Annotated in this window: 21 protein-coding genes and 1 pseudogene; 12 read left to right on the top strand and 10 right to left on the bottom strand. The window is 65.2% G+C overall.

Annotated features, from left to right (window positions below; all coding sequences use genetic code 11):
- Window positions 1–351, bottom strand: coding sequence for a hypothetical protein (locus NNX35_RS09980; RefSeq protein WP_255867659.1), 351 nt, complete (start codon window positions 349–351; stop codon window positions 1–3).
- Between the two features lie 318 nt (window positions 352–669).
- On the opposite strand from NNX35_RS09980, the gene NNX35_RS09975 reads away from it, so the two are divergent.
- Together NNX35_RS09975 and NNX35_RS09970 are read left to right on the top strand one after the other, a co-directional pair.
- A complete protein-coding gene (locus tag NNX35_RS09975) occupies window positions 670–1215 on the top strand; it encodes an RNA polymerase sigma factor (protein ID WP_255765980.1) in 546 nt (181 codons plus the stop codon).
- Window positions 1212–2051: a hypothetical protein gene (locus tag NNX35_RS09970; protein WP_255765981.1), complete on the top strand. Its 840-nt coding sequence runs from the start codon at window positions 1212–1214 to the stop codon at window positions 2049–2051. The genes NNX35_RS09975 and NNX35_RS09970 overlap by 4 nt, the downstream gene beginning before the upstream one ends.
- 42 nt (window positions 2052–2093) lie before the next feature.
- On the opposite strand, the gene NNX35_RS09965 is transcribed toward NNX35_RS09970, so the two are convergent.
- A complete protein-coding gene (locus tag NNX35_RS09965) occupies window positions 2094–3014 on the bottom strand; it encodes a ketopantoate reductase family protein (RefSeq protein WP_255765982.1) in 921 nt (306 codons plus the stop codon).
- Between the two features lie 104 nt (window positions 3015–3118).
- Between NNX35_RS09965 and NNX35_RS16190 the strand changes: the two genes are divergently transcribed.
- Entirely contained in the window at window positions 3119–3361 is a 243-nt protein-coding gene (locus NNX35_RS16190) for a 4-oxalocrotonate tautomerase family protein (protein ID WP_370647017.1), read from the top strand.
- Window positions 3362–3532: 171 nt separating this feature from the next.
- On the opposite strand, the gene NNX35_RS09960 is transcribed toward NNX35_RS16190, so the two are convergent.
- Entirely contained in the window at window positions 3533–4000 is a 468-nt protein-coding gene (locus tag NNX35_RS09960; RefSeq protein WP_255765984.1) for an N-acetyltransferase, read from the bottom strand.
- Between the two features lie 308 nt (window positions 4001–4308).
- Here NNX35_RS09960 and NNX35_RS09955 point away from each other — a divergent pair.
- Window positions 4309–4761 (top strand): annotated as a pseudogene (locus NNX35_RS09955) (GNAT family N-acetyltransferase); the annotation flags it as partial.
- Here NNX35_RS09955 and NNX35_RS09950 read toward each other — a convergent pair.
- Window positions 4758–5324 carry a GNAT family N-acetyltransferase gene (locus NNX35_RS09950; protein WP_255765985.1) on the bottom strand — a complete coding sequence of 189 codons (567 nt, stop codon included), beginning with the start codon at window positions 5322–5324 and terminating at the stop codon, window positions 4758–4760. The pseudogene NNX35_RS09955 and the gene NNX35_RS09950 sit on opposite strands and share 4 nt — an antisense overlap.
- Window positions 5325–5515: 191 nt before the next feature.
- Here NNX35_RS09950 and NNX35_RS09945 point away from each other — a divergent pair, with 191 nt between their 5' ends.
- The gene (locus NNX35_RS09945; protein WP_255867658.1) at window positions 5516–6889 is read left to right on the top strand and encodes a hypothetical protein; all 1374 of its coding nucleotides are present in this window, start codon (window positions 5516–5518) and stop codon (window positions 6887–6889) included.
- Between the two features lie 12 nt (window positions 6890–6901).
- Here the strand turns inward: NNX35_RS09945 and NNX35_RS09940 are convergent, their stop codons facing one another.
- The 3 genes from NNX35_RS09940 to NNX35_RS09930 all read right to left on the bottom strand — a co-directional run bounded on the left by NNX35_RS09940 (window position 6902) and on the right by NNX35_RS09930 (window position 9018).
- Entirely contained in the window at window positions 6902–7576 is a 675-nt protein-coding gene (locus tag NNX35_RS09940; RefSeq protein ID WP_255867657.1) for a hypothetical protein, read from the bottom strand.
- A 3-nt stretch (window positions 7577–7579) separates the two neighbouring features.
- Window positions 7580–8428, bottom strand: a complete 849-nt coding sequence (locus NNX35_RS09935) for a phosphotransferase family protein (RefSeq protein WP_255867656.1) — start codon at window positions 8426–8428, stop codon at window positions 7580–7582.
- Between the two features lie 80 nt (window positions 8429–8508).
- Window positions 8509–9018 (bottom strand): CGNR zinc finger domain-containing protein, encoded by a 510-nt coding sequence (locus NNX35_RS09930; RefSeq protein WP_255867655.1) that lies wholly within the window; start codon window positions 9016–9018, stop codon window positions 8509–8511.
- A 110-nt stretch (window positions 9019–9128) separates the two neighbouring features.
- Here NNX35_RS09930 and NNX35_RS09925 point away from each other — a divergent pair, with 110 nt between their 5' ends.
- Complete coding sequence (locus NNX35_RS09925; protein WP_255867654.1) at window positions 9129–9989, top strand: alpha/beta fold hydrolase; 861 nt, start codon at window positions 9129–9131, stop codon at window positions 9987–9989.
- A 285-nt stretch (window positions 9990–10274) separates the two neighbouring features.
- Entirely contained in the window at window positions 10275–10787 is a 513-nt protein-coding gene (locus NNX35_RS09920) for a PaaI family thioesterase (protein ID WP_227921193.1), read from the top strand.
- Here the strand turns inward: NNX35_RS09920 and NNX35_RS09915 are convergent.
- Complete coding sequence (locus NNX35_RS09915) at window positions 10743–10913, bottom strand: hypothetical protein (RefSeq protein ID WP_255765993.1); 171 nt, start codon at window positions 10911–10913, stop codon at window positions 10743–10745. The genes NNX35_RS09920 and NNX35_RS09915 overlap by 45 nt on opposite strands.
- A 102-nt stretch (window positions 10914–11015) precedes the next feature.
- Here NNX35_RS09915 and NNX35_RS09910 point away from each other — a divergent pair, with 102 nt between their 5' ends.
- Window positions 11016–11186, top strand: coding sequence for a hypothetical protein (locus NNX35_RS09910; protein ID WP_255867652.1), 171 nt, complete (start codon window positions 11016–11018; stop codon window positions 11184–11186).
- A 57-nt stretch (window positions 11187–11243) separates the two neighbouring features.
- Here NNX35_RS09910 and NNX35_RS09905 read toward each other — a convergent pair whose 3' ends face one another.
- The gene (locus tag NNX35_RS09905; protein WP_255867651.1) at window positions 11244–12629 is read right to left on the bottom strand and encodes an MFS transporter; all 1386 of its coding nucleotides are present in this window, start codon (window positions 12627–12629) and stop codon (window positions 11244–11246) included.
- Between the two features lie 321 nt (window positions 12630–12950).
- Between NNX35_RS09905 and NNX35_RS09900 the strand changes: the two genes are divergently transcribed.
- Window positions 12951–14033, top strand: a complete 1083-nt coding sequence (locus NNX35_RS09900) for an NAD(P)-dependent alcohol dehydrogenase (RefSeq protein WP_255867650.1) — start codon at window positions 12951–12953, stop codon at window positions 14031–14033.
- A 65-nt stretch (window positions 14034–14098) separates the two neighbouring features.
- Here NNX35_RS09900 and NNX35_RS09895 read toward each other — a convergent pair whose 3' ends face one another.
- Window positions 14099–14671, bottom strand: coding sequence for a TetR/AcrR family transcriptional regulator (locus tag NNX35_RS09895; protein WP_255867649.1), 573 nt, complete (start codon window positions 14669–14671; stop codon window positions 14099–14101).
- Window positions 14672–14814: 143 nt separating this feature from the next.
- Between NNX35_RS09895 and NNX35_RS09890 the strand changes: the two genes are divergently transcribed.
- Genes NNX35_RS09890 through NNX35_RS09880 form a run of 3 tightly spaced genes read left to right on the top strand, consistent with a single transcriptional unit; the run spans window position 14815 to window position 17635 of the window.
- Complete coding sequence (locus tag NNX35_RS09890; RefSeq protein WP_255867648.1) at window positions 14815–15582, top strand: alpha/beta fold hydrolase; 768 nt, start codon at window positions 14815–14817, stop codon at window positions 15580–15582.
- A 53-nt stretch (window positions 15583–15635) separates the two neighbouring features.
- Window positions 15636–16199 carry a hypothetical protein gene (locus tag NNX35_RS09885; RefSeq protein ID WP_255766000.1) on the top strand — a complete coding sequence of 188 codons (564 nt, stop codon included), beginning with the start codon at window positions 15636–15638 and terminating at the stop codon, window positions 16197–16199.
- Window positions 16196–17635, top strand: a complete 1440-nt coding sequence (locus NNX35_RS09880; protein WP_255867647.1) for an NAD(P)/FAD-dependent oxidoreductase — start codon at window positions 16196–16198, stop codon at window positions 17633–17635. Before NNX35_RS09885 ends, NNX35_RS09880 begins: the two co-directional genes overlap by 4 nt.
- Window positions 17636–17642 lie beyond the last annotated feature (7 nt).

Below are 17642 nucleotides of genomic sequence, written 5' to 3'. Positions count from 1 at the left end.
TCAGCCTTTCCGCCGGAGCACCAGGTACCGGATGCCGAAGGAGGCGAAGCCCAGAGCGATCACAGCGGGAAGGATGAGCTTCAGATCTACGGAAAAGTCCTTGGGAATGAAGGCCAGAACGGTAGCCGCGACCCCAAGCACCATGATCAGATCCATGAAGGAACCCGCAGCAGCCTTGTCGATCCACCCGGATTCGACGGAGTCGTCAGGACGTTCGGTTGCTCCTATCAAAGTGTTCCGGTCCACGACCAGGACATAGACCAGGGCCACAGCCGGCATCGCGATGCAGGCGGCAAAGACCCAGAAGCCGAGCGCAGGATTCGATCCACTGATTCCGGCCAGGACGGACACCCAACCTCCTGCTGCTCCAAGGGCTAATCCACAGGGAACAGCGATGGCTGCGGCCGGTACGCGGCCGGTTCCAAACTTGGCATATCCCCACTTCGTACGCGTTGGCGCAACGGACATTTCCGGCCTCCTCGGATGTACAGCTCGCTTTACACGTCTAGTTAGCTTTACAGGTTTGCCGCTGTCAAGAGTGTTGAGGCGGCCCCGGATCTCGGACTTAACCTGGCGTGTGGCAGAGACTGCCATCCGTCACCGGCACTGTACGATCCAGTGATCTTCTCTGGTTAGTAACACTTGGCACCGAGCCGGACATGTAGAGGTATGGGGACAACACGAAGCTCTAAGGAACGCGAGGCCCGCTTCGCCGCGCTCTACGCGACAACATACGGTGACGTCCTGCGCTTTGTGCAGCGCCGGACGGAATCGCACCGGGCCGAAGACGTAACCCATGAAGCCTTCATGGCAGCATGGCGCCGGCTGGATGACCTGCCTCGGGAGCCAGGGGACGCGCGGGCATGGCTGTACGGCACGGCCCGCAACTGTCTGCTCAACGATCAGCGTTCCCGTGCGCGCCAAGGTGCCCTTGAGGTTCGGATAGCCTCCCATATCCCGGAATTCATTGATCCGGAGGACGACTTGGTTGCCCTCCAAGTGGACCTGGCGGCCGCTTGGAGCAGGGTCCGGCCCGAGGACCGGGAAGTGCTGTCGCTCGCAGTGTGGGAAAACCTGACCTCTCCGCAGGCCGGCCGCGTACTGGGAATCTCTGCGGCCGCCTACCGTATCCGTCTCCACCGCGCACGCCAGTCCCTGCACCGTGCCCTTCGGCACCGGGCGCCGGACTACTCGACCTTGGAGGAATTGATATGAAACCCGATACCTATCTCAGGGCCCTGCGCACGCTGGACCCGGCACCGCGTTCCGCACCGGACGGCGAATCCCGACAGCGGTACGAGACGGGACTGCAGCAGATCCTTGCCACCGATCCCACAGCCGGGGCGGGCACAACAGCCGAACGGATCGAGCCGGCCCCGCGTCGGCAGCACCGGCGCACCCGCTGGATAGCGGTACCGGCCGTCGCGGCGGTCCTGGCGGCCGCCGTCGTACTGGCCCCGAACCTGCTTAGCGCGGAAAATGCTTACGCTTCCTGGACACCCGTCCCTGAGACCCTGACCGACGCAGACCTGGCCACCACGGAAAAGGCATGCCGCGAGCAGGGCCTGAACATCGACTCTCCGTCACTCGACATCGCCGAGCGCAGGGGGGAGTGGGTGGTGCTCCTTTACGCCGGAGCGAACGATACCTCCGCGGACTGTCTGGCGCATGTGCCGGTAGGCAGCGGCCGGGCGGACGACGTCGCAACCTCGGGCAACGGCGGAAAAGGTGCAGTGCCCGTCGGGGATCAGTTCACGCAGGGTCCCATCACCGAATACAACGACCGCAGGACGCTGATCAGCCGGCCGCGGCCTACGGTTTCCCTCACCCAGGGCCAAATCGGGGACAACGTTGTCGGCGTAACCATTCACACGGCCGATGGGCAGCAGGTCCAGGCCTCCCTCGAAGACGGCCGGTACGTTGCCTGGTGGCCGGGAACCGCGTTCGGTTCCGAGCTTGAGGGCAACGGCGGCCCCGCACCTGACCTCGCCTACACCATCACCCTTCGTGACGGGACGGTCCTGCACGACGCCGAACCCACCAGCCCCTGAGGGGTACCTCCGTACGGGTACCAGGCCCTTCGTACGCATCGGCTAGGTGGGACGGTCCAGGATGCTCAGTGCCCGATAGATGGTTGTGTGGATAGGTGCAGGGGTATTGTGCTTCGCGGCGATACGGGCGAGGGCGCCGTTTTGTTCTTCGAGTTCGGAAGGGCGTCCCGCGATGAGGTCGCGCTGCATGGAAGCGGTGCTGTCGGGCGTGAATGCGTCGTACTGGGCCATTGTCGTTTTCACGTCATCCTCGGTGAGGTTCACTCCAACCGCTGCGGCGATCGTGGCGACTTCACGCATGGCGTCTTCAACTAACGTCCGCGTGCCCGGATGGGTCCGCGTTTCACCCACGTTTTTACGGCACAGCGCTCCGATGCCGCCGTAGGAGGCAATGAGCATGAACTTCCGCCACAGGTCGGTGGTGATGTCGTCAGAGATACGGGTGCTGATGCCGGCTGAAATCAAAGCGGCGGCGACGGCCTTTACCCGAGCAGTCGGGGTGCCGTTGAGCTCGCCGAGGGTGACGGCAGGATTCCCGCCCACGTGATGGACGTGCCCGGGTTCGACGAGGTACGAGATGATCATGCACAGCCCGCCGAGAGCGTGCCCGCTTCCGGCGGCGGCTTCGATCTGCTCGGATGCGGTGACACCGTTCTGCAGCGGCAGCACCGGGGTATCGGGTCCGAGGAGCGGCAGTGCGGTTTCCACGACGGCGCGGACCTGGCCTGCTTTGCAGCCTAGGATGACGGCGTCGCACACCCCGATGGCTGCAGCGTCCGTTGAAACACCGGCCAGCGCGATGAATTCATCCCGTCCGTCGCCCGAGGTGAGGTGAATCCCATGGTCGGAAAGGGGATCGACATGGCGGGGCGTAACCAGGAGGTGGACGTCGTGGCCTGCCCGGGACAGGGCGGCGGCGAAGTAGGCGCCGACTCCGCCGGCGCCGACGATTCCGATCTTCATGATTGTGTGGTTGGTAGGTTGCGCATGCGGCTAAGGATAACCATGACGGGAAGGCAGTCGCTCCCCACCGGAGCATCACCGCCCTACCGAGCTTTCCTCCGGGAATGACATCGGCAATGTGGCAGACTCTGCGGACGCCACTTATTCAGGTACTTAACGCCTCGCCATCCACCACCGAGAAGAAGCGCCAGCTGCTGGCAGCGCTTACGGAAACTTATGCCCGGGTTATGGAGATTCGGCCGGACACTATTCGGGTTGTTCTTCACGAGCTGCCCCGTGAGAATTGGTCGGTCGCCGGAGTGACCCTGGCGGACTCCGGCCAGGATGAATCCGTCCGGGCCGGCTGACGACAGTCGCCGTTCCCCACCGGCAGCGGATGCGTCCCAGCCCGTTAGGGCCAGTCGACCGGGTACGGCGATTCCATTTCCTTCGGCCGACTGGAGCGCTCGGACTCTGAACTATCCACCCCACCTTGGGCGGCCGCTAAAGAATCCTTCGATGGGGCACAGATTCAAGGTTTAGAGGTGCTTCTTCATTTTCGTGGTCACTATTTCGTAACCCATCGATTCGTAGAGTCCTCGGGCGCCGTGGTTGAATCCGAAGACGCTGAGTCCAAGGGTGTGGGCGCCTTGGGAACGCGCGTAGTCTTCGGCCAGCTTCATTGCCTTCCTGCCTAGCCCTTTGCCGCGATGCTCCTCATCAACGACTATGTCCCACACCCACCAAGAGCGATGATCTTCAGAACTGTCAGTTCCAACCCAAAGGTAGCCAATGGTTGTGCCGGTACCGTCAAGAACATCGAACACGGCATTATCTGTGGTTGGAATGTTCTCAGGAAACGCGGCATCTAGGCTCTCATAAGCGCGCCGATGTGCCTCTTGCGGGGATTCGCCTGTCGTAATGAGATCAGATGCGTATTCAGTGCGGCTTCGTTCCATCCAGGCAGGGAATTGTTGGGCGCGGAGAGGGACGAGCTGAACAGTCATTTGATCAGCTTGACAGTAAGATGCAGGAGCGGCAAAAGCCGTTACCGAGATCCTCGCGGAGAGATTGAGAGCGTCTCACGAGCGATGGAATCAGAGACAACTGCGACGAATCCATGGCGCGGGAGGAACGTCTGCTCTCCCAGTACAGTGGCCACCAACGGCACCTCGGACTGGTCATTGTGCCCTTTCGGAACGGCCGGGCAGTGGAGAAGCCCCCGGAGACAGGGAATGAGTTATGCGGCTGCCGTGGGTTATCGTTCCCGGATGATGTTTGAAACCGACCGCCTTGAAGCCCGCCACTTTGTGGAGAGGATCTGGAGGACTTTGCAGCGCTCTGCGCGGATCCGGCGGTCATGCGGTTCGTCGGTGACGGGACGACATTGGACCGGTTCGAAGTCGCAGGATGGATTCAGGTCTGCAAAGAAAAGTATGCGAAGCGCGGCTATGGCACCTCAGCCGTCTTTGAACGGGACAGCGGCGAATTTGTCGGCTATTGCGGCGTCATCCGTGCGCCCGGCCAGGACTTCGACGAACTGATATACGTTTTCCATCAAAGGTTCTGGGGCAAAGGTTATGCCACCGAAATTGGCCGGTCGATGCTCGCCTACGTCTTTGAGGTCTCTCATCTGGAGTTCATCTCCGCGACGATCGATGCCGGTAACGAGCAGTCGAAACGGGTAGCGCGCAAGATCGGAATGGCGGAGCGGCCGTTTCCCGACGACGAGGTGAGCTACTGGACTATCGATCGCCCTGACGACTAACGGTCCTGGCCCTCGACGCCGATAGCCCCTTGTCTCTTCCCCGCCGCATGCAACGAAGAGCGGTACCGCACCTCCGTCAGGGTGGAGCCGGAGAAGGACTCTTCTTTGGTTGCTCCGTCCGGGGACATTCCCCTTCGTTCGTAGAAGGTTCTTCCGCGCTGGTTGGAATCCAGCACCCACACCGAGACAACGGTGTGTCCGCTTTCGCGCAGCTGGTTCAGCGCTGCCTCCCACAAGCGGCGCCCGACTCCCGTGCCGACAAATTCCTCCAGGAGGTAGAGGGCCGTGACCTCTCCGACCTGAGGGTCGGCGTCGTCGTCGCTGCTGCTGTCCGCATGGGAAAACCCCACGACGTTCGAGCCGATCACGGCCAAATGTGGTTGCGGCACCCGCCCTTCATGGATCATTCGCTTCCATCCCGCAGCTCTCCGCTCAATGTCCAGTGCGTCGAGGAGGGAATCGGGCATCAATCCGCGATAGGCCCATTGCCATGCGTGGACATGGACGCGAGCGAGGTTGTGGGCGTCATTTTCGGTGGCTCGGCGGATTTCAACGGCTGGCATGGGCATTAGTCAACAATGAGAAGGCTATTTGCGCTAGGAGTTTCTTTGGCGCACAGGGGGATATTGCCGCGGGCCCGTGATTGGACGGTTGCGCCATTAGTTAGGGTGTCTAAAGTAAGGCCGTCCCACGGGCACAAAGTGACAGTGGTCGGCACACTCCGGTTTTCGGGTACCACCATGGGGGAATCAGCATGAACAAGCACGTCGTCGCACCTTGTCTTGCAGCGCTGCTGCTCGTTACGGCCTGTGCTCCGTCGTCGCAGGATCCAGCCTCTTCAACCGACGGGGCCGATGCGTCCCCGTCCCGGACGTCCGCCCCTGTTTCGGCGAGCCCCTCCCGGACACCCGAGCCCACCGCGACTGAGCGGCCAACGCTGGGCAAGCCCGCCTCCTACGAGGAAGGCTTTTCCTACGCGACCGGTGCCCTACCGGCGCGGTGGCTGAGCCAAGCCGGTTGGTACGCCCAGAAAGGGGCCGGGGCGGAGGTCATCGGTGACCTGACTGCCTTCGTTGAGCAGGATATGCAGACCCGGGACCAGACCCTCGTGGTGACCGACAGCGCCGGCGACATCCTGTATCGGTCGCCGTCCCTCGGACTGGACCCGGAACAGCGCGTCGAGCCGTCCCTGGACCGGGTGCGGCAGAACGGGCAGGAGTTCTTCACGTTTTACCAGATCGGCGTGCCGCTCCAGCCAGGCGCCGGTCAAGGTGCTGCACCCGTTGCCCAGTTGATCGTCGTCGACGCGGCGGGGAAAGCAACGGCCGTCGAAGAGGATATGACCGGCTACCGTCCGACGTCGACGCATGACGGTAACGGTGCGCTGGCCTTCACCGCCACCGACGGCGGCCTCGGCATGCAAAGCGGCGTCGCAGCCGGCCCGGACAGCGCCGGTTTTGTCCGGGTGCTCAATGCCGAGATAGGACTGCTGGAACCGATTCCGGAACTTGAGGGGCAGTCCTGGCTGGCCCGGATCGACGGGGTGGACGTGTACCGCTCACCCCGGGCAGCGAACCCGCAGCAGGGTCTGCCGGAGGCAACGCTCAGCATTGGCGAATGGTCGATGACGTTCGCGGACCATCCGTCCGGGTCCATCGTCTTGGGCTCCACGTTCGTTTCCGTCCGCAAAGTAGACGAGACGTGCGAGTCCGTCGACGTGCACACCGGGCAACCGGTTGTCTTCGAGGGCGCGGCACAGGGATGCGCCTTCCCGGCGGCCCGGCTGCCCGGATACGCGACAGCGGCCAGCCCGAATGGTGAGCTGTACCTGATGCACTGGCAGAACGAACAGGGCGTTGACGCGCAGTGGGTGGTGAATCTGAGGACGGGGGAGCAGAAGCGGATCGACCCGGCGTCGGACTTTTACCCCGCCATGGTCTCCGACGCGGGCGAGGTGTACGGCACGAACTCCGCCGGGGATAGAACCGGGTACCTGAAGTTCCCGGAGCAGATGGCGCCGCAGTTCGACGAGGTGAAGCGTGACCTCCCCACGGCGATCACCAGTGAGGGCCTGGCAATGTTCAAGTACGAGGACCTGCCGACCTATTTCGCGCTGCCGGTGGACTAGCGGAAACCTGGCTCAATGGCAGGCGACCGGCTGCTGCTCAAACCTGGTGGGCCCCACGGGCACGTAACCGCTGAGCTCGTTGCCGTCGGCGTCGACCTGCACCGTGTATTCACTGTCTTCAACCAGCCGATACCCGTTGGGGGTGGAGGCGCCGCCGACGGTGAGCAGCCCGCCGGACGCGGTCCATTCCAGGGTGTAGTTGCCGGCCTCGATCGGCCGGTAGCCGTCGTCGCTGTTCCACTCACCGGCCAGCCTGCCGATTCCGTGGCTGCCGACCGCGTAAACCTTGCCGCTTCCTGACATGAGGAAAGCGGACTCACGCACTGCGGCGCGGCAGCCCTCCGGTCCCTGGGGATCCAGAATGAAGCTCTCGGTCCCTGCGTCGAGCAGCGATCCGACGGCGATTCCGACTCCCGCGACGGCGGCCGCCAGCAGTGCCGGAACGGGGGAGTGCAACCGGGGATTCTTGCGGTCGCCGACGCGGTTCCGAGAGCCGAACCACCGAATCGCCACGGAGGCCAGCAGCAGCGCGGCGGCCGCCAGCCAGGGGCTGACGACGTGGGAGCCGATCACGAGGATCCAGCCGGTGGCAGATGACAGGACTAACGCGAGCCCAAGCAGCAGGCAGGCGCCGGGCACCACAAACCGCAGCGCAACTGTCCGGTAGCGAGGTTCGTTGGAGTCCACCGGTTACAAGCTTTCCCGGAGCCACGCGTTTGCCCGGGCGACGGCTTGCCCGATCTCGTCCGTGGGCCGGCCGTTCAATAACGCAAACGCGACTTGCTGCAGCCGGAAGGTGTTCCGCCGGATGGCAGCACGGCGCACTTCCGCGGCGCCGGCTATCAGCGGCAGCTTGTCCCATCCGTTCCAGACACCGATGCAGGCAAGATCCGTGGAGCGGTCGCTCCGCGACGCCAGATCCCAATCCAGTACCCCGACTATGCGGTTCCCTTCCCAGAACACGTTGTGTCCTCCGAGGTCACCGTGGGCGAACACGTCGCGGACCGGTTCGAGGTTCGCCAAGGCGGCGACGGCGTCCGCCGCCCGCCCCTGAACGTCCTGATCGAGACGCGGCAGAACCTCCTCGCATTGGATCCGATACCAGTCCGATCCGCCGCAGAAGGCCAGGGGCTCGGCCAGCAACCCTTCGAGCGGCTCAGCGGCAATGGAGGATACGGAGTTGAGCAGGTCTTGGAGCTGGCCGGGGTCGCCTTCTCCTGCCGGGCAGGGTCCGCCGGGGATCAGCCGGGTAGCGACAGCCGAAAACCCCTCGAGCTCCACGACTGGTCCCAAGGACCAGGGGAGCAGGAAGCCGATCGAGTCCGGGATGCTGTCCACCAGCTGCTGCCGCTTCCGCATGGCGGCCGCTGTGTCCGGGTCCCGTGCAATTCGAACGGCGGCGGTGCCGTCCAGCAGGACCACAGTATGGGCTGACCCTATGTCCACAGTCAGGCGGGGCGCTGCTTGGGCAGCGGGCGGCAGCCCTTCAACGGCGGCATCCACGAGGATATGTAGTGTGCGGCTCTCGATTGTCCCCATGGTCCGAACCTAACAGGGTGGTCAAACGGTCCTAGGACGCTACTCTGATCCGGGCCCCGGCCGACTCACAATCAGACCCGTTACGGTCGGTCCGCAGCCGCCCGCTGGCGCCCGGCATGGGAGCGGGCCTTCATCCGGTTGCCGCACACTGCCATGGAACACCACTTGGCGGTGCCCGGCCTGCTCCTGTCGATGAGGAAGAGGTTGCACTCGTTGTTGGCACAGGGACGCAGTCGGCCTGGTAACTCCCGGACAACACGGGACCAGGCAAGCGCCGCACGGAAGGCTATCCGCTCGTCCTCCGGCGCACGCACTTCCCAGTGGAGTCCCTGCGGAGTTACCCGGGGGATCAGGACTCCGTCGCCCAGTGCTGTCGAAAGACGGGACAGTGCGTCGCCGGATCCCCGGACCGCGTCCTGCAGGCACTCCCGCATCCGTCGAAGATGTGCAAGCTCGGCTTGAGAGCCCGTACCTCCGTAGCGTGCAACGAACTCGACGCAGGAGGCGCCCGCGAGTCCATCCGTGGGACGGCCCGCGACAACGGGTGTGCTGTTCAGCAGCGCCAGCAGCAGGTCTTCATCCTCGACCATCGGGTTCCTTTCTCGGAGGACGGCACACTTTCCAGGGGTTACGCGGGTGCGCTGAACGAGTTCCATGCTACCGTCCCATAACCAGTAAAACGATTGTTAGGGGTTAGTCCATGGTTGCCGTTCATCACCGCACCGTTTCCGTCAACGGGCTAGACGTGTTTTACCGCGAAGCCGGCCCCGTGGACGCCCCGGTGCTCCTGCTCCTGCACGGATATCCCACAAGCTCGCACATGTTCCGCCACCTCATCCCCAGGCTCGCCGAACAATACCGGGTGATCGCCCCGGACCATATCGGCTTTGGCCGCTCGTCAGCGCCGTCGGTCGAGGAGTTTACGTACACTTTCGACGGGCTGGCCGAGGTGACGCGTGCTTTCCTGGCTGAACTCGGCGTGGACGCCTATGCGGTCTACACCCAGGACTACGGCGCCCCCATCGCCTGGCGGCTGGCGCTGGCCAACCCGGCAGCGGTGGAAGGCGTGATTTCGCAGAACGGCAACGCCTACGAAGAGGGTTTTGTGCCCGACTTCTGGGCTCCCATCTGGGCCTACGGTGCGGACCCTTCGCCGGAAAACAAGGCGGCCCTGCGCCCGGCCTTGGGCCGGGAGGCAGTCGAGTGGCAGTACAAGCACGGCGTTCCGGACCCCACCACTGTGGACCCGGACGCCTGGGAGCACGATCTGGCGCTCCTGGCCCGCTCCGGCGTCGACGAGGCCCAACTGGCGCTCTTCGGCGATTATCACACCAACCGGGCGCTGTATCCGCCGCTCCACGAATGGCTGCGTTCCACCCAGGTTCCGGTGCTTGCCGTATGGGGACGGAATGACGAAATCTTCGGTCCGTCCGGAGCCGAAGCGTTCCGCCAGGACGTCCCCAGGGCCCGCGTGGAACTTCTCGACGGCGGCCACTTCCTCCTCGAGTCACACCTCGACGAGGTTGCGGACATCATCCTTGACTGGCGGTCCGGGTTCTAGCTGGCAGCGCCGCGGCACGACGACGGCGGGGCCGGGCCGCCGTCGTCGGAGAGCCCCACCGTCTACGATTCCCGGGGAAAGAACCATGAGAAGCTACCGCCGGTCCTGTTCTCGCGCTGCTGCGGGTGGGCGAGGGCCCTGAGAACGGACCGTCGAGGACGTGGTCGCCGGCGTTGGTCGGCTGCTGTGCGGGCTGGGATCTGCGGCCATGGACCCGGCATGACAAGATGGCCTGCATTGCTGTGTCTGTGAGGCCCAGCACTCACCAACCCTGAAGGAGCTCCGATGCCCGCTTCCGAAATGCGTTCGAAAACGCTTGAATACTCCCCTGCAGAACGGGACGTCGCACGCATATTCTCGCGGACCGGACTCGAGCACCTGCAGGCGCTTGCCGCCGGTGAGGTTCCCGGCCCGCCGATCAGCAGCCACGTGGGGCTGCGCCTCGTCAGCGTGAGCGAGGGGGATGTGGTGATGACGGCGGAACCGGACGAATCGCACTACAACCCGATCGGGTCCGTCCACGGCGGCTTTTTCGCCACCGTCCTGGACTCCGCCTGCGGCTGCGCCGTGCACTCCACGCTGCCGGCCGGCGCCGGCTACACCAGCCTCGAACTCAAAGTGTCCTTCCTGCGGCCCGCCACCGCGAACACGGGCACCGTCACCGCCCACGGATGGGTGACCAAGGCCGGACGCAACGCAGCGTTTGTCGAAGCAGATCTGCGCGACGCCGCCGGCCGGGTTCTCGCTACAGCGTCAAGCACCTGCCTGGTGGTGGGTCCCGAGCCGTCGGGAAGTTGAGCCGGCGGTGAGGGAGACGGTGACGAGGACGGCGCAAAGCAGCACGGATGTCAGCAGCAAGACCAGATAGGCCACCGTTACCAGCACCGCGACCGGTGCCGTTTCCCAGACCGCGGAAAGCGGCATCGAACTCAGGCTATTGAAACGAGGAATACCGCCCGGCTGATACCGGACAACCTCCGCGGAAGGGGCAATGCCGGAACACGCACCCTGGAACTGCTGGGCCCGATGGCCGGTTCCCTTGCCGGTGGAGCACTGGCCACCATCGATGTGGCCCTCCCGGTCGCTGCAGGCGGCGCCGTCTTCGTTGCCTGCACCGGGTTGGCACTGCTTCTGGTCCGCAGCTGCGAGGAAATGCCGCCCGAAAATGCCGCAGCGTTGGTCCCGCGAATAGGCTAGCCCGCCTGCACCATGGCCCGGTGAAGGGGAGCACGACGACGGCGTATCCGCTCCTCCTCAATCGTCAGGGGAGTGCGGGGCCGACGTCGCCGGATTCCGGATCCCCAGGAACGCGACCGCCCCGGCCGCCAGGAAAAGGACCGCGGTCACCAGCACCGTCTGCCGGAAGCCCGGAAAGTCCAGGGCGCTGCCGGACACGGTGCCGGCCAGCGCGATGGCAATGAGCCCGGCCACCCGCGACACGGCATTGTTGACCGCGGAGCCGATGCCGGCGTCGTCCTCGCTCAGTGCGCCGAGCACCGCGGAGGTCAGCGGCGCCACCATCAGCGCCAGGCCCAGCCCGCACAGCAGCAGCCCGGGCAGCAGCTCGGTAAGAAAGTCCAGCGGCGGCTGGACCATGAGCATAAGGAGGAACCCGGTCCCGCAGATCACCGGCCCGGCGGTCATAAATAGGCGCGGCCCGTAAATCCCGGCCAGTCTGCCGACGCGGGCGGACAGCAGCAGCATGGCCACCGGCAGCGCCAGGGCAGTGAAGCCGGCCGCCGTCGCGGAGAACCCCGCGGTCTCCTGCACGAAAACGGTCACGGCGAAGGTCCCCAGCGAGAGCCCGGCGTAAGCGCCCGCAGTGACCACGTTGCCGTAGCGGAAGTTCCGCGCCCGGAACAGGGACAGCGGCATCATCGGTGCCGGTGCTCGGGCCTCGCGCAGCAGGAACAGCACCAGGGCCAGCAGCCCTGCGGCCAGGGGAACGACGACGGCGGGATGCCCCCAGCCGAGCCGCTCCTGTTCGATCAGTGCATAGACAGGACCTGCCAGTCCGGCAACGGCCAGCACAACGCCGGGCAGGTCGAACGCGGCCCGCCTCGGTCCGCTGCTCTCCTGCAGGCCGGTCATCAGCAGCAGGCAGGCGGCCACCGGCAGGACGTTTACGGCGAAGATCAGCCGCCAGCTTCCCACGTCCACGAGCACTCCGCCCAGAAGCGGGCCGATGATCGCGGCCGTGCCGGTCCACGCCGTCCACCTGCCGATCGCGGCGGCCCGCGCGGCGTCGCGGTACGCCGTCGTAATGAGCGCCAGCGAGCCGGGCACCAGCAGTGCGGCGGTGATGCCCTGGATGCCGCGGGCGAGGATCAGGACGCCGGGTGCCCAGGCCAAGGCGCAGGCGAGGGAGGAGACCCCGAAGCCCAGGATGCCGATCCGCAGGATCCGCAGCCGGCCGAAGGAGTCCGAGAGTGAGCCGGCCAGCAGGATGAACGCCCCCAGGGTGAGCAGATAGGCGTTCACGGTCCACTGCTGGGTGGGCAGTCCGCCGCCGAGTTCTCCGCTGATGGCCGGCAACGCCACGGTGACGACGGACCCATCGAGGAAGGCCACGAAGGTGGCGAGAATGGCGACGGCCAGCAGCCGGGTGTTGCCGGAGGGGCTGCTGGCCGCGCTGGTCATGAACGAAATACTAAGGTGCCGGGCTCACCCGATCCCACAGCTCACAGCCGTGCTCGGCATCGACCGTCGCCGTCAGGCCAACCGCTATTCCGGCCGCTGACCATGCGCGCCCGGATAAGGGCCTTTACCTGTTGTGGAACGTCAAAAGCGTGGACCTGCAGGCAAAGGGGGGGGCTGCCAGTGCCTCGGCCCGCGGGGGCACTGGCTAACTCTCTGAGGGCTAAGTAGATTCACGACTCACAAATCCGGTTGCCTCGTGCAGGACCGGTGAAAAGCGTCGGCACGCAACTTAGCAAACTAGTCTGTTTCTAGGAGTCCACCATGGTTTCACCAGTTCAGATCGCGACTCGTCCGACTCGGACCGTGAGTGCCTACGCCGCGATATCGCCCACCGATCCGCTCGTCGCTACCACGATTGAACGACGCAGCGTTGGCGCGAAAGACGTACTTATCGAGATCGCCTACGTGGGGATCTGCCACTCAGACATCCACACTGTCCGGGGTGACTGGGGGCCGGTCCAGTACCCGTTGACGGTGGGTCACGAGATCGTCGGGGTCGTCAGCGAGATTGGTGCGGACGTCACACAGCACCAAGTCGGCGACCGCGTCGGCGTGGGGTGCCTCGTCAACTCCTGCCGTGAATGCGCCAATTGCCGCGCGGGTGCAGAGCAGTACTGCCTCAACGGCAACACCGCTACCTACGGCGCCGTGGACCGCGACGGCACTATCACCCAGGGTGGGTACTCCACGCATATCGTCGTGGTGGAGGACTTCGTGCTGAGTGTTCCGCAGAGTATCCCGTATGAAGCGGCCGCGCCCCTCTTGTGCGCCGGCATTACGACCTATTCACCACTGGCGCACTGGAATGCCGGCCCAGGCAAGAAGGTAGCCGTCATTGGGATGGGCGGACTCGGTCACATGGCCGTAAAGATTTCACATGCCATGGGAGCGGAAACCACGGTTCTCTCGCACTCGCTTAGTAAGCAGGAGGACGGGCTGCGGTTCGGTGCTGACCACTACTACGCCACGAGTGACCCGGCTACATTCGAAACCCTCGCCAACACCTTTGATCTCATCATCAACACGGTGAGCGCGAAGATCGACGTGGATGCCTACCTCTTACTGCTCGGCCTCGACGGAACCATGGTGAACATCGGTGCGCCGACGGAGGTACTGCCGGTACAGGTGTACACGCTGTGCAGCAACCGGCGCTCGTTCGCGGGCACTGGTATCGGCAGTATCCGTGAGACCCAGGACATGCTGGACTTCTGCGCCGAGCACGGCATCGCACCCGAAATTGAACTCATAGCCGCCGACGCCATCAACGATGCCTACGAACGTGTTCTCGCATCCGATGTTCGGTACCGGTTCGTCATCGACACGGCGACACTTCCGGCGATCTAGGCGGGCAGCAAGCTGCCGCACACGTTCGCAGCGGGCGCCTTCGGCGCTCATGAATCTGTCCGCAGTCAGCCGGCGTTGACGACCGCACGGCAGCTGCGCAGGAAGGACGCGGCGAGGTTATCGCCGTCGGCGTCAAGGTAGCCGGCAACCATCGCACCGCCGTGAAGAAGCATCAGATCCTGAGCCACAGCGTTCGGGTCGGCGGGAGCCAGGGGACGGACAATTTCCGTGTACGCAGCCTTGCACCATTCGCGGTGGTCCTTGATGGTTTTACGGACCGCACTGGCGGGATCCGGATATTCTGCCGCGGCGTTGATAAAGGGGCACCCGCGGAATCCGGGTTCGCACGACATCGTGCCTAAGTGTTCGGCAATGAGTTGGAACGTCTTGTCGGCATCTCCGCCTGCATGTTCCATTGCAGCGCCGATTCCCTCGCGCTCAATCTTTGCCCGGCGTTCCAGATGGGCCACCACCAGGTCGTCCTTGCTTTTGAAATGCCGGTAGAAGGTCACTTTCGTCGTGCCGGCACGGTCGATCACCTTGTCGACGCTGACCGCCCGCAGCCCCTCGGCATAGAACAGCTCTGTCGCGGCTTCGACGAGTCGTTCCCTCATCGATACCTTCACAGCCTCCGCCATGGTTTTCCTTCCCGTTGCCCTTGCGTGTCCCCGTGATCCACATTACGCTCCTTCTAAGTAGAGTGACTGGTCATTCTACCAGCCGCGAAACACCTTCCAGATGACGGTCGGGCGGCTTCACCACCGATGAAAGGACAACCGAGATGTTCAACAATTCACCCCGATTGGGGTCCGCCACCGATTCCGCCGCCGCCGAAAACCAGGCCGAAAACCAGGGCTTGCCGACCATAGTGCTTGTGCACGGCGCGTGGGCCGATTCCTCCAGCTGGGAGCCGGTGATCAACGAACTCCTGCACGCAGGATTCCCTGTCCGGGCCGTTGCGAACCCGCTGCGGGGCGTGGAACACGACACGGCCTATCTGGCCAGCTACCTTGCGGCGATCGAGGGTCCTGTGGTGCTGGTGGGCCATTCGTACGGCGGTGCAATCATCACGAACGTCGATACGAGTGCCTTCGATGTACGGGCCCTCGTGTACGTCGCGGCATTTATCCCGGTTGCGGGGGAGACGGTCGGCCAGCTGGCCGCTCAGTCTTCGACCCCGCTGCCCTTGGCGACAGTCGAGACACCAAGCGGGCCTGAGGTGCACATCAGCCCGGAGGGCTTCCGCGAGGCGTTCGCCGCCGACGTCGACCAGCGCACGGCAGGTGTCCTCGGCATCGTCCAGCGTCCCGCCAACGTCCGGGCAGTTGCGGAACCGATCACCCGGGAGGCCTTCCGCACAGTGCCGGCCTATGTACTCGTCACCACTGCGGACCGGGCCATCGACCCGGACCTGCAGCGGATGATGGCCCGCCGTACCGGCGCGGCCGTCATCGAGGTCGAGGCTCCCCATGCCGTCATGGTCAGCCGTCCCTCGACCGTCGCGGGCCTCATTCGACAGGCCGCGACGTCGGCGGTAACCGTCCGATGACCCCTCACAGAGCCCCTTCCCGCTTTCAAACACTTCACACAGAACGGAACATCATGACTGCATCAACCATCCAGGCCCCACCGGCGATCTCGCCGGTCCTCCGGAAGCTGTACTTCGTCCGCTTCGGATTCGCTATCGTCTGGGCAGTCCTTATTGCTCTGACCGCTTCCACCCTCGGACCCTTCAGCATCGCCCTGCTCATCCTCTACCCGCTGTTCGACGTCGCGGCCGCCGTCGTCGACCACCGCGCCTCCCGCGCCACCCGTCCCGGCCCGCTGCTCCTGGTGAATATGGCGCTCAGCCTGCTGACCGCCGTCGCGCTCGGCGTGGCCGTCACCTCGGGAGTGTCCGCCGTGCTGGTTGTCTGGGGTGTGTGGGCTATTACCGCGGGCGCCGTCCAGCTCGCCGTTGCCGTTTCCCGCCTGCGGCTGGGCGGGCAGTGGCCGATGATTCTCAGCGGCGGCATCTCCACCCTCGCCGGCACCGGCTTCATCCTGATGTCCGGCAGCTCCTCGGCGGCCCTCACCGGCGTCGCGGGATACGCCACCCTCGGCGGCGTGTTCTTCCTCCTCTCCGCGATCCGGCTGCAGCGTCTCGCCAAGGCAGGCACACGATGACCGGGACCGTTGCGGACGTTATTGTTATCGGCGCCGGTCCGGTGGGGGAGAACGTTGCGGACCGGATAGTCGCCGGCGGCCTGAGCGCGGTGATTGTCGAATCCGAGCTGGTGGGCGGCGAATGCTCCTACTGGGCATGCATGCCGACCAAAGCGCTGCTGCGGGACGCCGCCGCCCTCCGCGCCGTCCGGCAGCTGCCCGGGGCCGCCGCGGCGGTAACGGGCACGCTCGACGTCGACGCGGTGCTGGCCCGCCGGGACCGGTTCGCCTCGAACTGGAACGACGAGGGCCAGGTCGCGTGGCTGCAACAGGCCGGCATCACCCTGAAGCGCGGGCACGGGCGGATCAGTGCCCCGCGGACCGTGGAGGTCACCGGCCGGGACGGCACGGTCAGCACGATCACGGCGCGTCACGCCGTCGTCGTCGCCACCGGCACCAGCGCGGCGCTTCCGCCGATCCCCGGACTGGCGGACGCCGCCCCGTGGACCAGCCGTGAAGCGGTGTCCGTCAAGAAAATCCCGGAGCGGCTCGCGATCATCGGCGGCGGGGTCGTCGGCACGGAAATGGCATCGGCCTTCAGTGCGCTGGGCGCTGCGGTGACGCTCATCGCGCGCGACGGCGTCCTGCCGCGGGTCGAGCCGTACGCTGCCGAGCACGTTGTCGCGTCCCTCGAGAGCAGCGGCGTGCGGGTTCTGATCGGCGCAAGCCCTGGCGAGGTCACCCGCGATGCCCGCGGCACCGTGCACATAGCGTTGGCCGACGGCGGGATTATCGACGCCGACGAGGTCCTGGTTGCGACGGGACGCAGGCCGAACACCGGCAACCTCGGGCTCGAAAGCCTGGGGCTTGCGGCCTCCGGCTGGCTGGGCGTGGACGAGACGCTCCGGGTGGTCGGCCCCGACGGCACCGTGCCCGACGGCGGCTGGCTTTACGCCGCGGGCGACGTCAACGGACGGGCGCTGCTCACCCACCAGGGCAAGTACCAGGCCCGGGCTGCGGGGGACGCGATCGTGGCACGGGCAACCGGCGCTCCGGTGGAGGACTTCCCGTGGGGGCGTCACGCGGCGACCGCCGACCTCCGGGCAGTTCCGCAGGTCATCTTCACCGACCCCGAGATTGCCTCCGCCGGCCTCACCCTGGCCGGCGCCGTCGACGCCGGGCTCCGGGTCCGTTCCGTGGAATACGACCTTGGACCGGTTGCCGGCGCCTCCCTGCATGCCGACGGCTATGCCGGCCGCGCAAGCATCGTCATCAATGAGGACACCAACACGATTGTCGGGTTCACCGCCGTCGGACCTGACGTGACCGAGCTGGTGCACGCCGCAACCATCGCAATCGCCGGGGAAGTACCGATCGACCGGCTCTGGCATGCGGTTCCGGCCTATCCCACGATCAGTGAAGTCTGGCTCCGGCTCCTGGAGACCGCCGCACGGTAGACAACCG

Origin of the sequence: Arthrobacter sp. zg-Y844, assembly GCF_024385465.1 — a bacterium.
Classification (GTDB): Bacteria; Actinomycetota; Actinomycetes; order Actinomycetales; family Micrococcaceae; genus Arthrobacter_B.
The sequence above is the reverse complement of the archived record's forward strand: the minus strand, read 5'-3'. Positions and strand labels throughout refer to the sequence as shown.

Excerpts from the sequence above, each read along its gene's own strand:
- NNX35_RS09975 (WP_255765980.1), top strand. The coding sequence starts at position 670 with ATGGGGACAACACGAAGCTCTAAGGAACGCGAGGCCCGCTTCGCCGCG.
- NNX35_RS09970 (WP_255765981.1), top strand. The coding sequence starts at position 1,212 with ATGAAACCCGATACCTATCTCAGGGCCCTGCGCACGCTGGACCCGGCA.
- NNX35_RS09965 (WP_255765982.1), bottom strand. The coding sequence starts at position 3,014 with ATGAAGATCGGAATCGTCGGCGCCGGCGGAGTCGGCGCCTACTTCGCC.
- NNX35_RS16190 (WP_370647017.1), top strand. The coding sequence starts at position 3,119 with ATGACATCGGCAATGTGGCAGACTCTGCGGACGCCACTTATTCAGGTA.
- NNX35_RS09960 (WP_255765984.1), bottom strand. The coding sequence starts at position 4,000 with ATGACTGTTCAGCTCGTCCCTCTCCGCGCCCAACAATTCCCTGCCTGG.
- NNX35_RS09950 (WP_255765985.1), bottom strand. The coding sequence starts at position 5,324 with ATGCCAGCCGTTGAAATCCGCCGAGCCACCGAAAATGACGCCCACAAC.
- NNX35_RS09945 (WP_255867658.1), top strand. The coding sequence starts at position 5,516 with ATGAACAAGCACGTCGTCGCACCTTGTCTTGCAGCGCTGCTGCTCGTT.
- NNX35_RS09935 (WP_255867656.1), bottom strand. The coding sequence starts at position 8,428 with ATGGGGACAATCGAGAGCCGCACACTACATATCCTCGTGGATGCCGCC.
- NNX35_RS09930 (WP_255867655.1), bottom strand. The coding sequence starts at position 9,018 with ATGGTCGAGGATGAAGACCTGCTGCTGGCGCTGCTGAACAGCACACCC.
- NNX35_RS09925 (WP_255867654.1), top strand. The coding sequence starts at position 9,129 with ATGGTTGCCGTTCATCACCGCACCGTTTCCGTCAACGGGCTAGACGTG.
- NNX35_RS09920 (WP_227921193.1), top strand. The coding sequence starts at position 10,275 with ATGCCCGCTTCCGAAATGCGTTCGAAAACGCTTGAATACTCCCCTGCA.
- NNX35_RS09915 (WP_255765993.1), bottom strand. The coding sequence starts at position 10,913 with ATGCCGCTTTCCGCGGTCTGGGAAACGGCACCGGTCGCGGTGCTGGTA.
- NNX35_RS09910 (WP_255867652.1), top strand. The coding sequence starts at position 11,016 with ATGGCCGGTTCCCTTGCCGGTGGAGCACTGGCCACCATCGATGTGGCC.
- NNX35_RS09905 (WP_255867651.1), bottom strand. The coding sequence starts at position 12,629 with ATGACCAGCGCGGCCAGCAGCCCCTCCGGCAACACCCGGCTGCTGGCC.
- NNX35_RS09900 (WP_255867650.1), top strand. The coding sequence starts at position 12,951 with ATGGTTTCACCAGTTCAGATCGCGACTCGTCCGACTCGGACCGTGAGT.
- NNX35_RS09895 (WP_255867649.1), bottom strand. The coding sequence starts at position 14,671 with ATGGCGGAGGCTGTGAAGGTATCGATGAGGGAACGACTCGTCGAAGCC.
- NNX35_RS09890 (WP_255867648.1), top strand. The coding sequence starts at position 14,815 with ATGTTCAACAATTCACCCCGATTGGGGTCCGCCACCGATTCCGCCGCC.
- NNX35_RS09885 (WP_255766000.1), top strand. The coding sequence starts at position 15,636 with ATGACTGCATCAACCATCCAGGCCCCACCGGCGATCTCGCCGGTCCTC.
- NNX35_RS09880 (WP_255867647.1), top strand. The coding sequence starts at position 16,196 with ATGACCGGGACCGTTGCGGACGTTATTGTTATCGGCGCCGGTCCGGTG.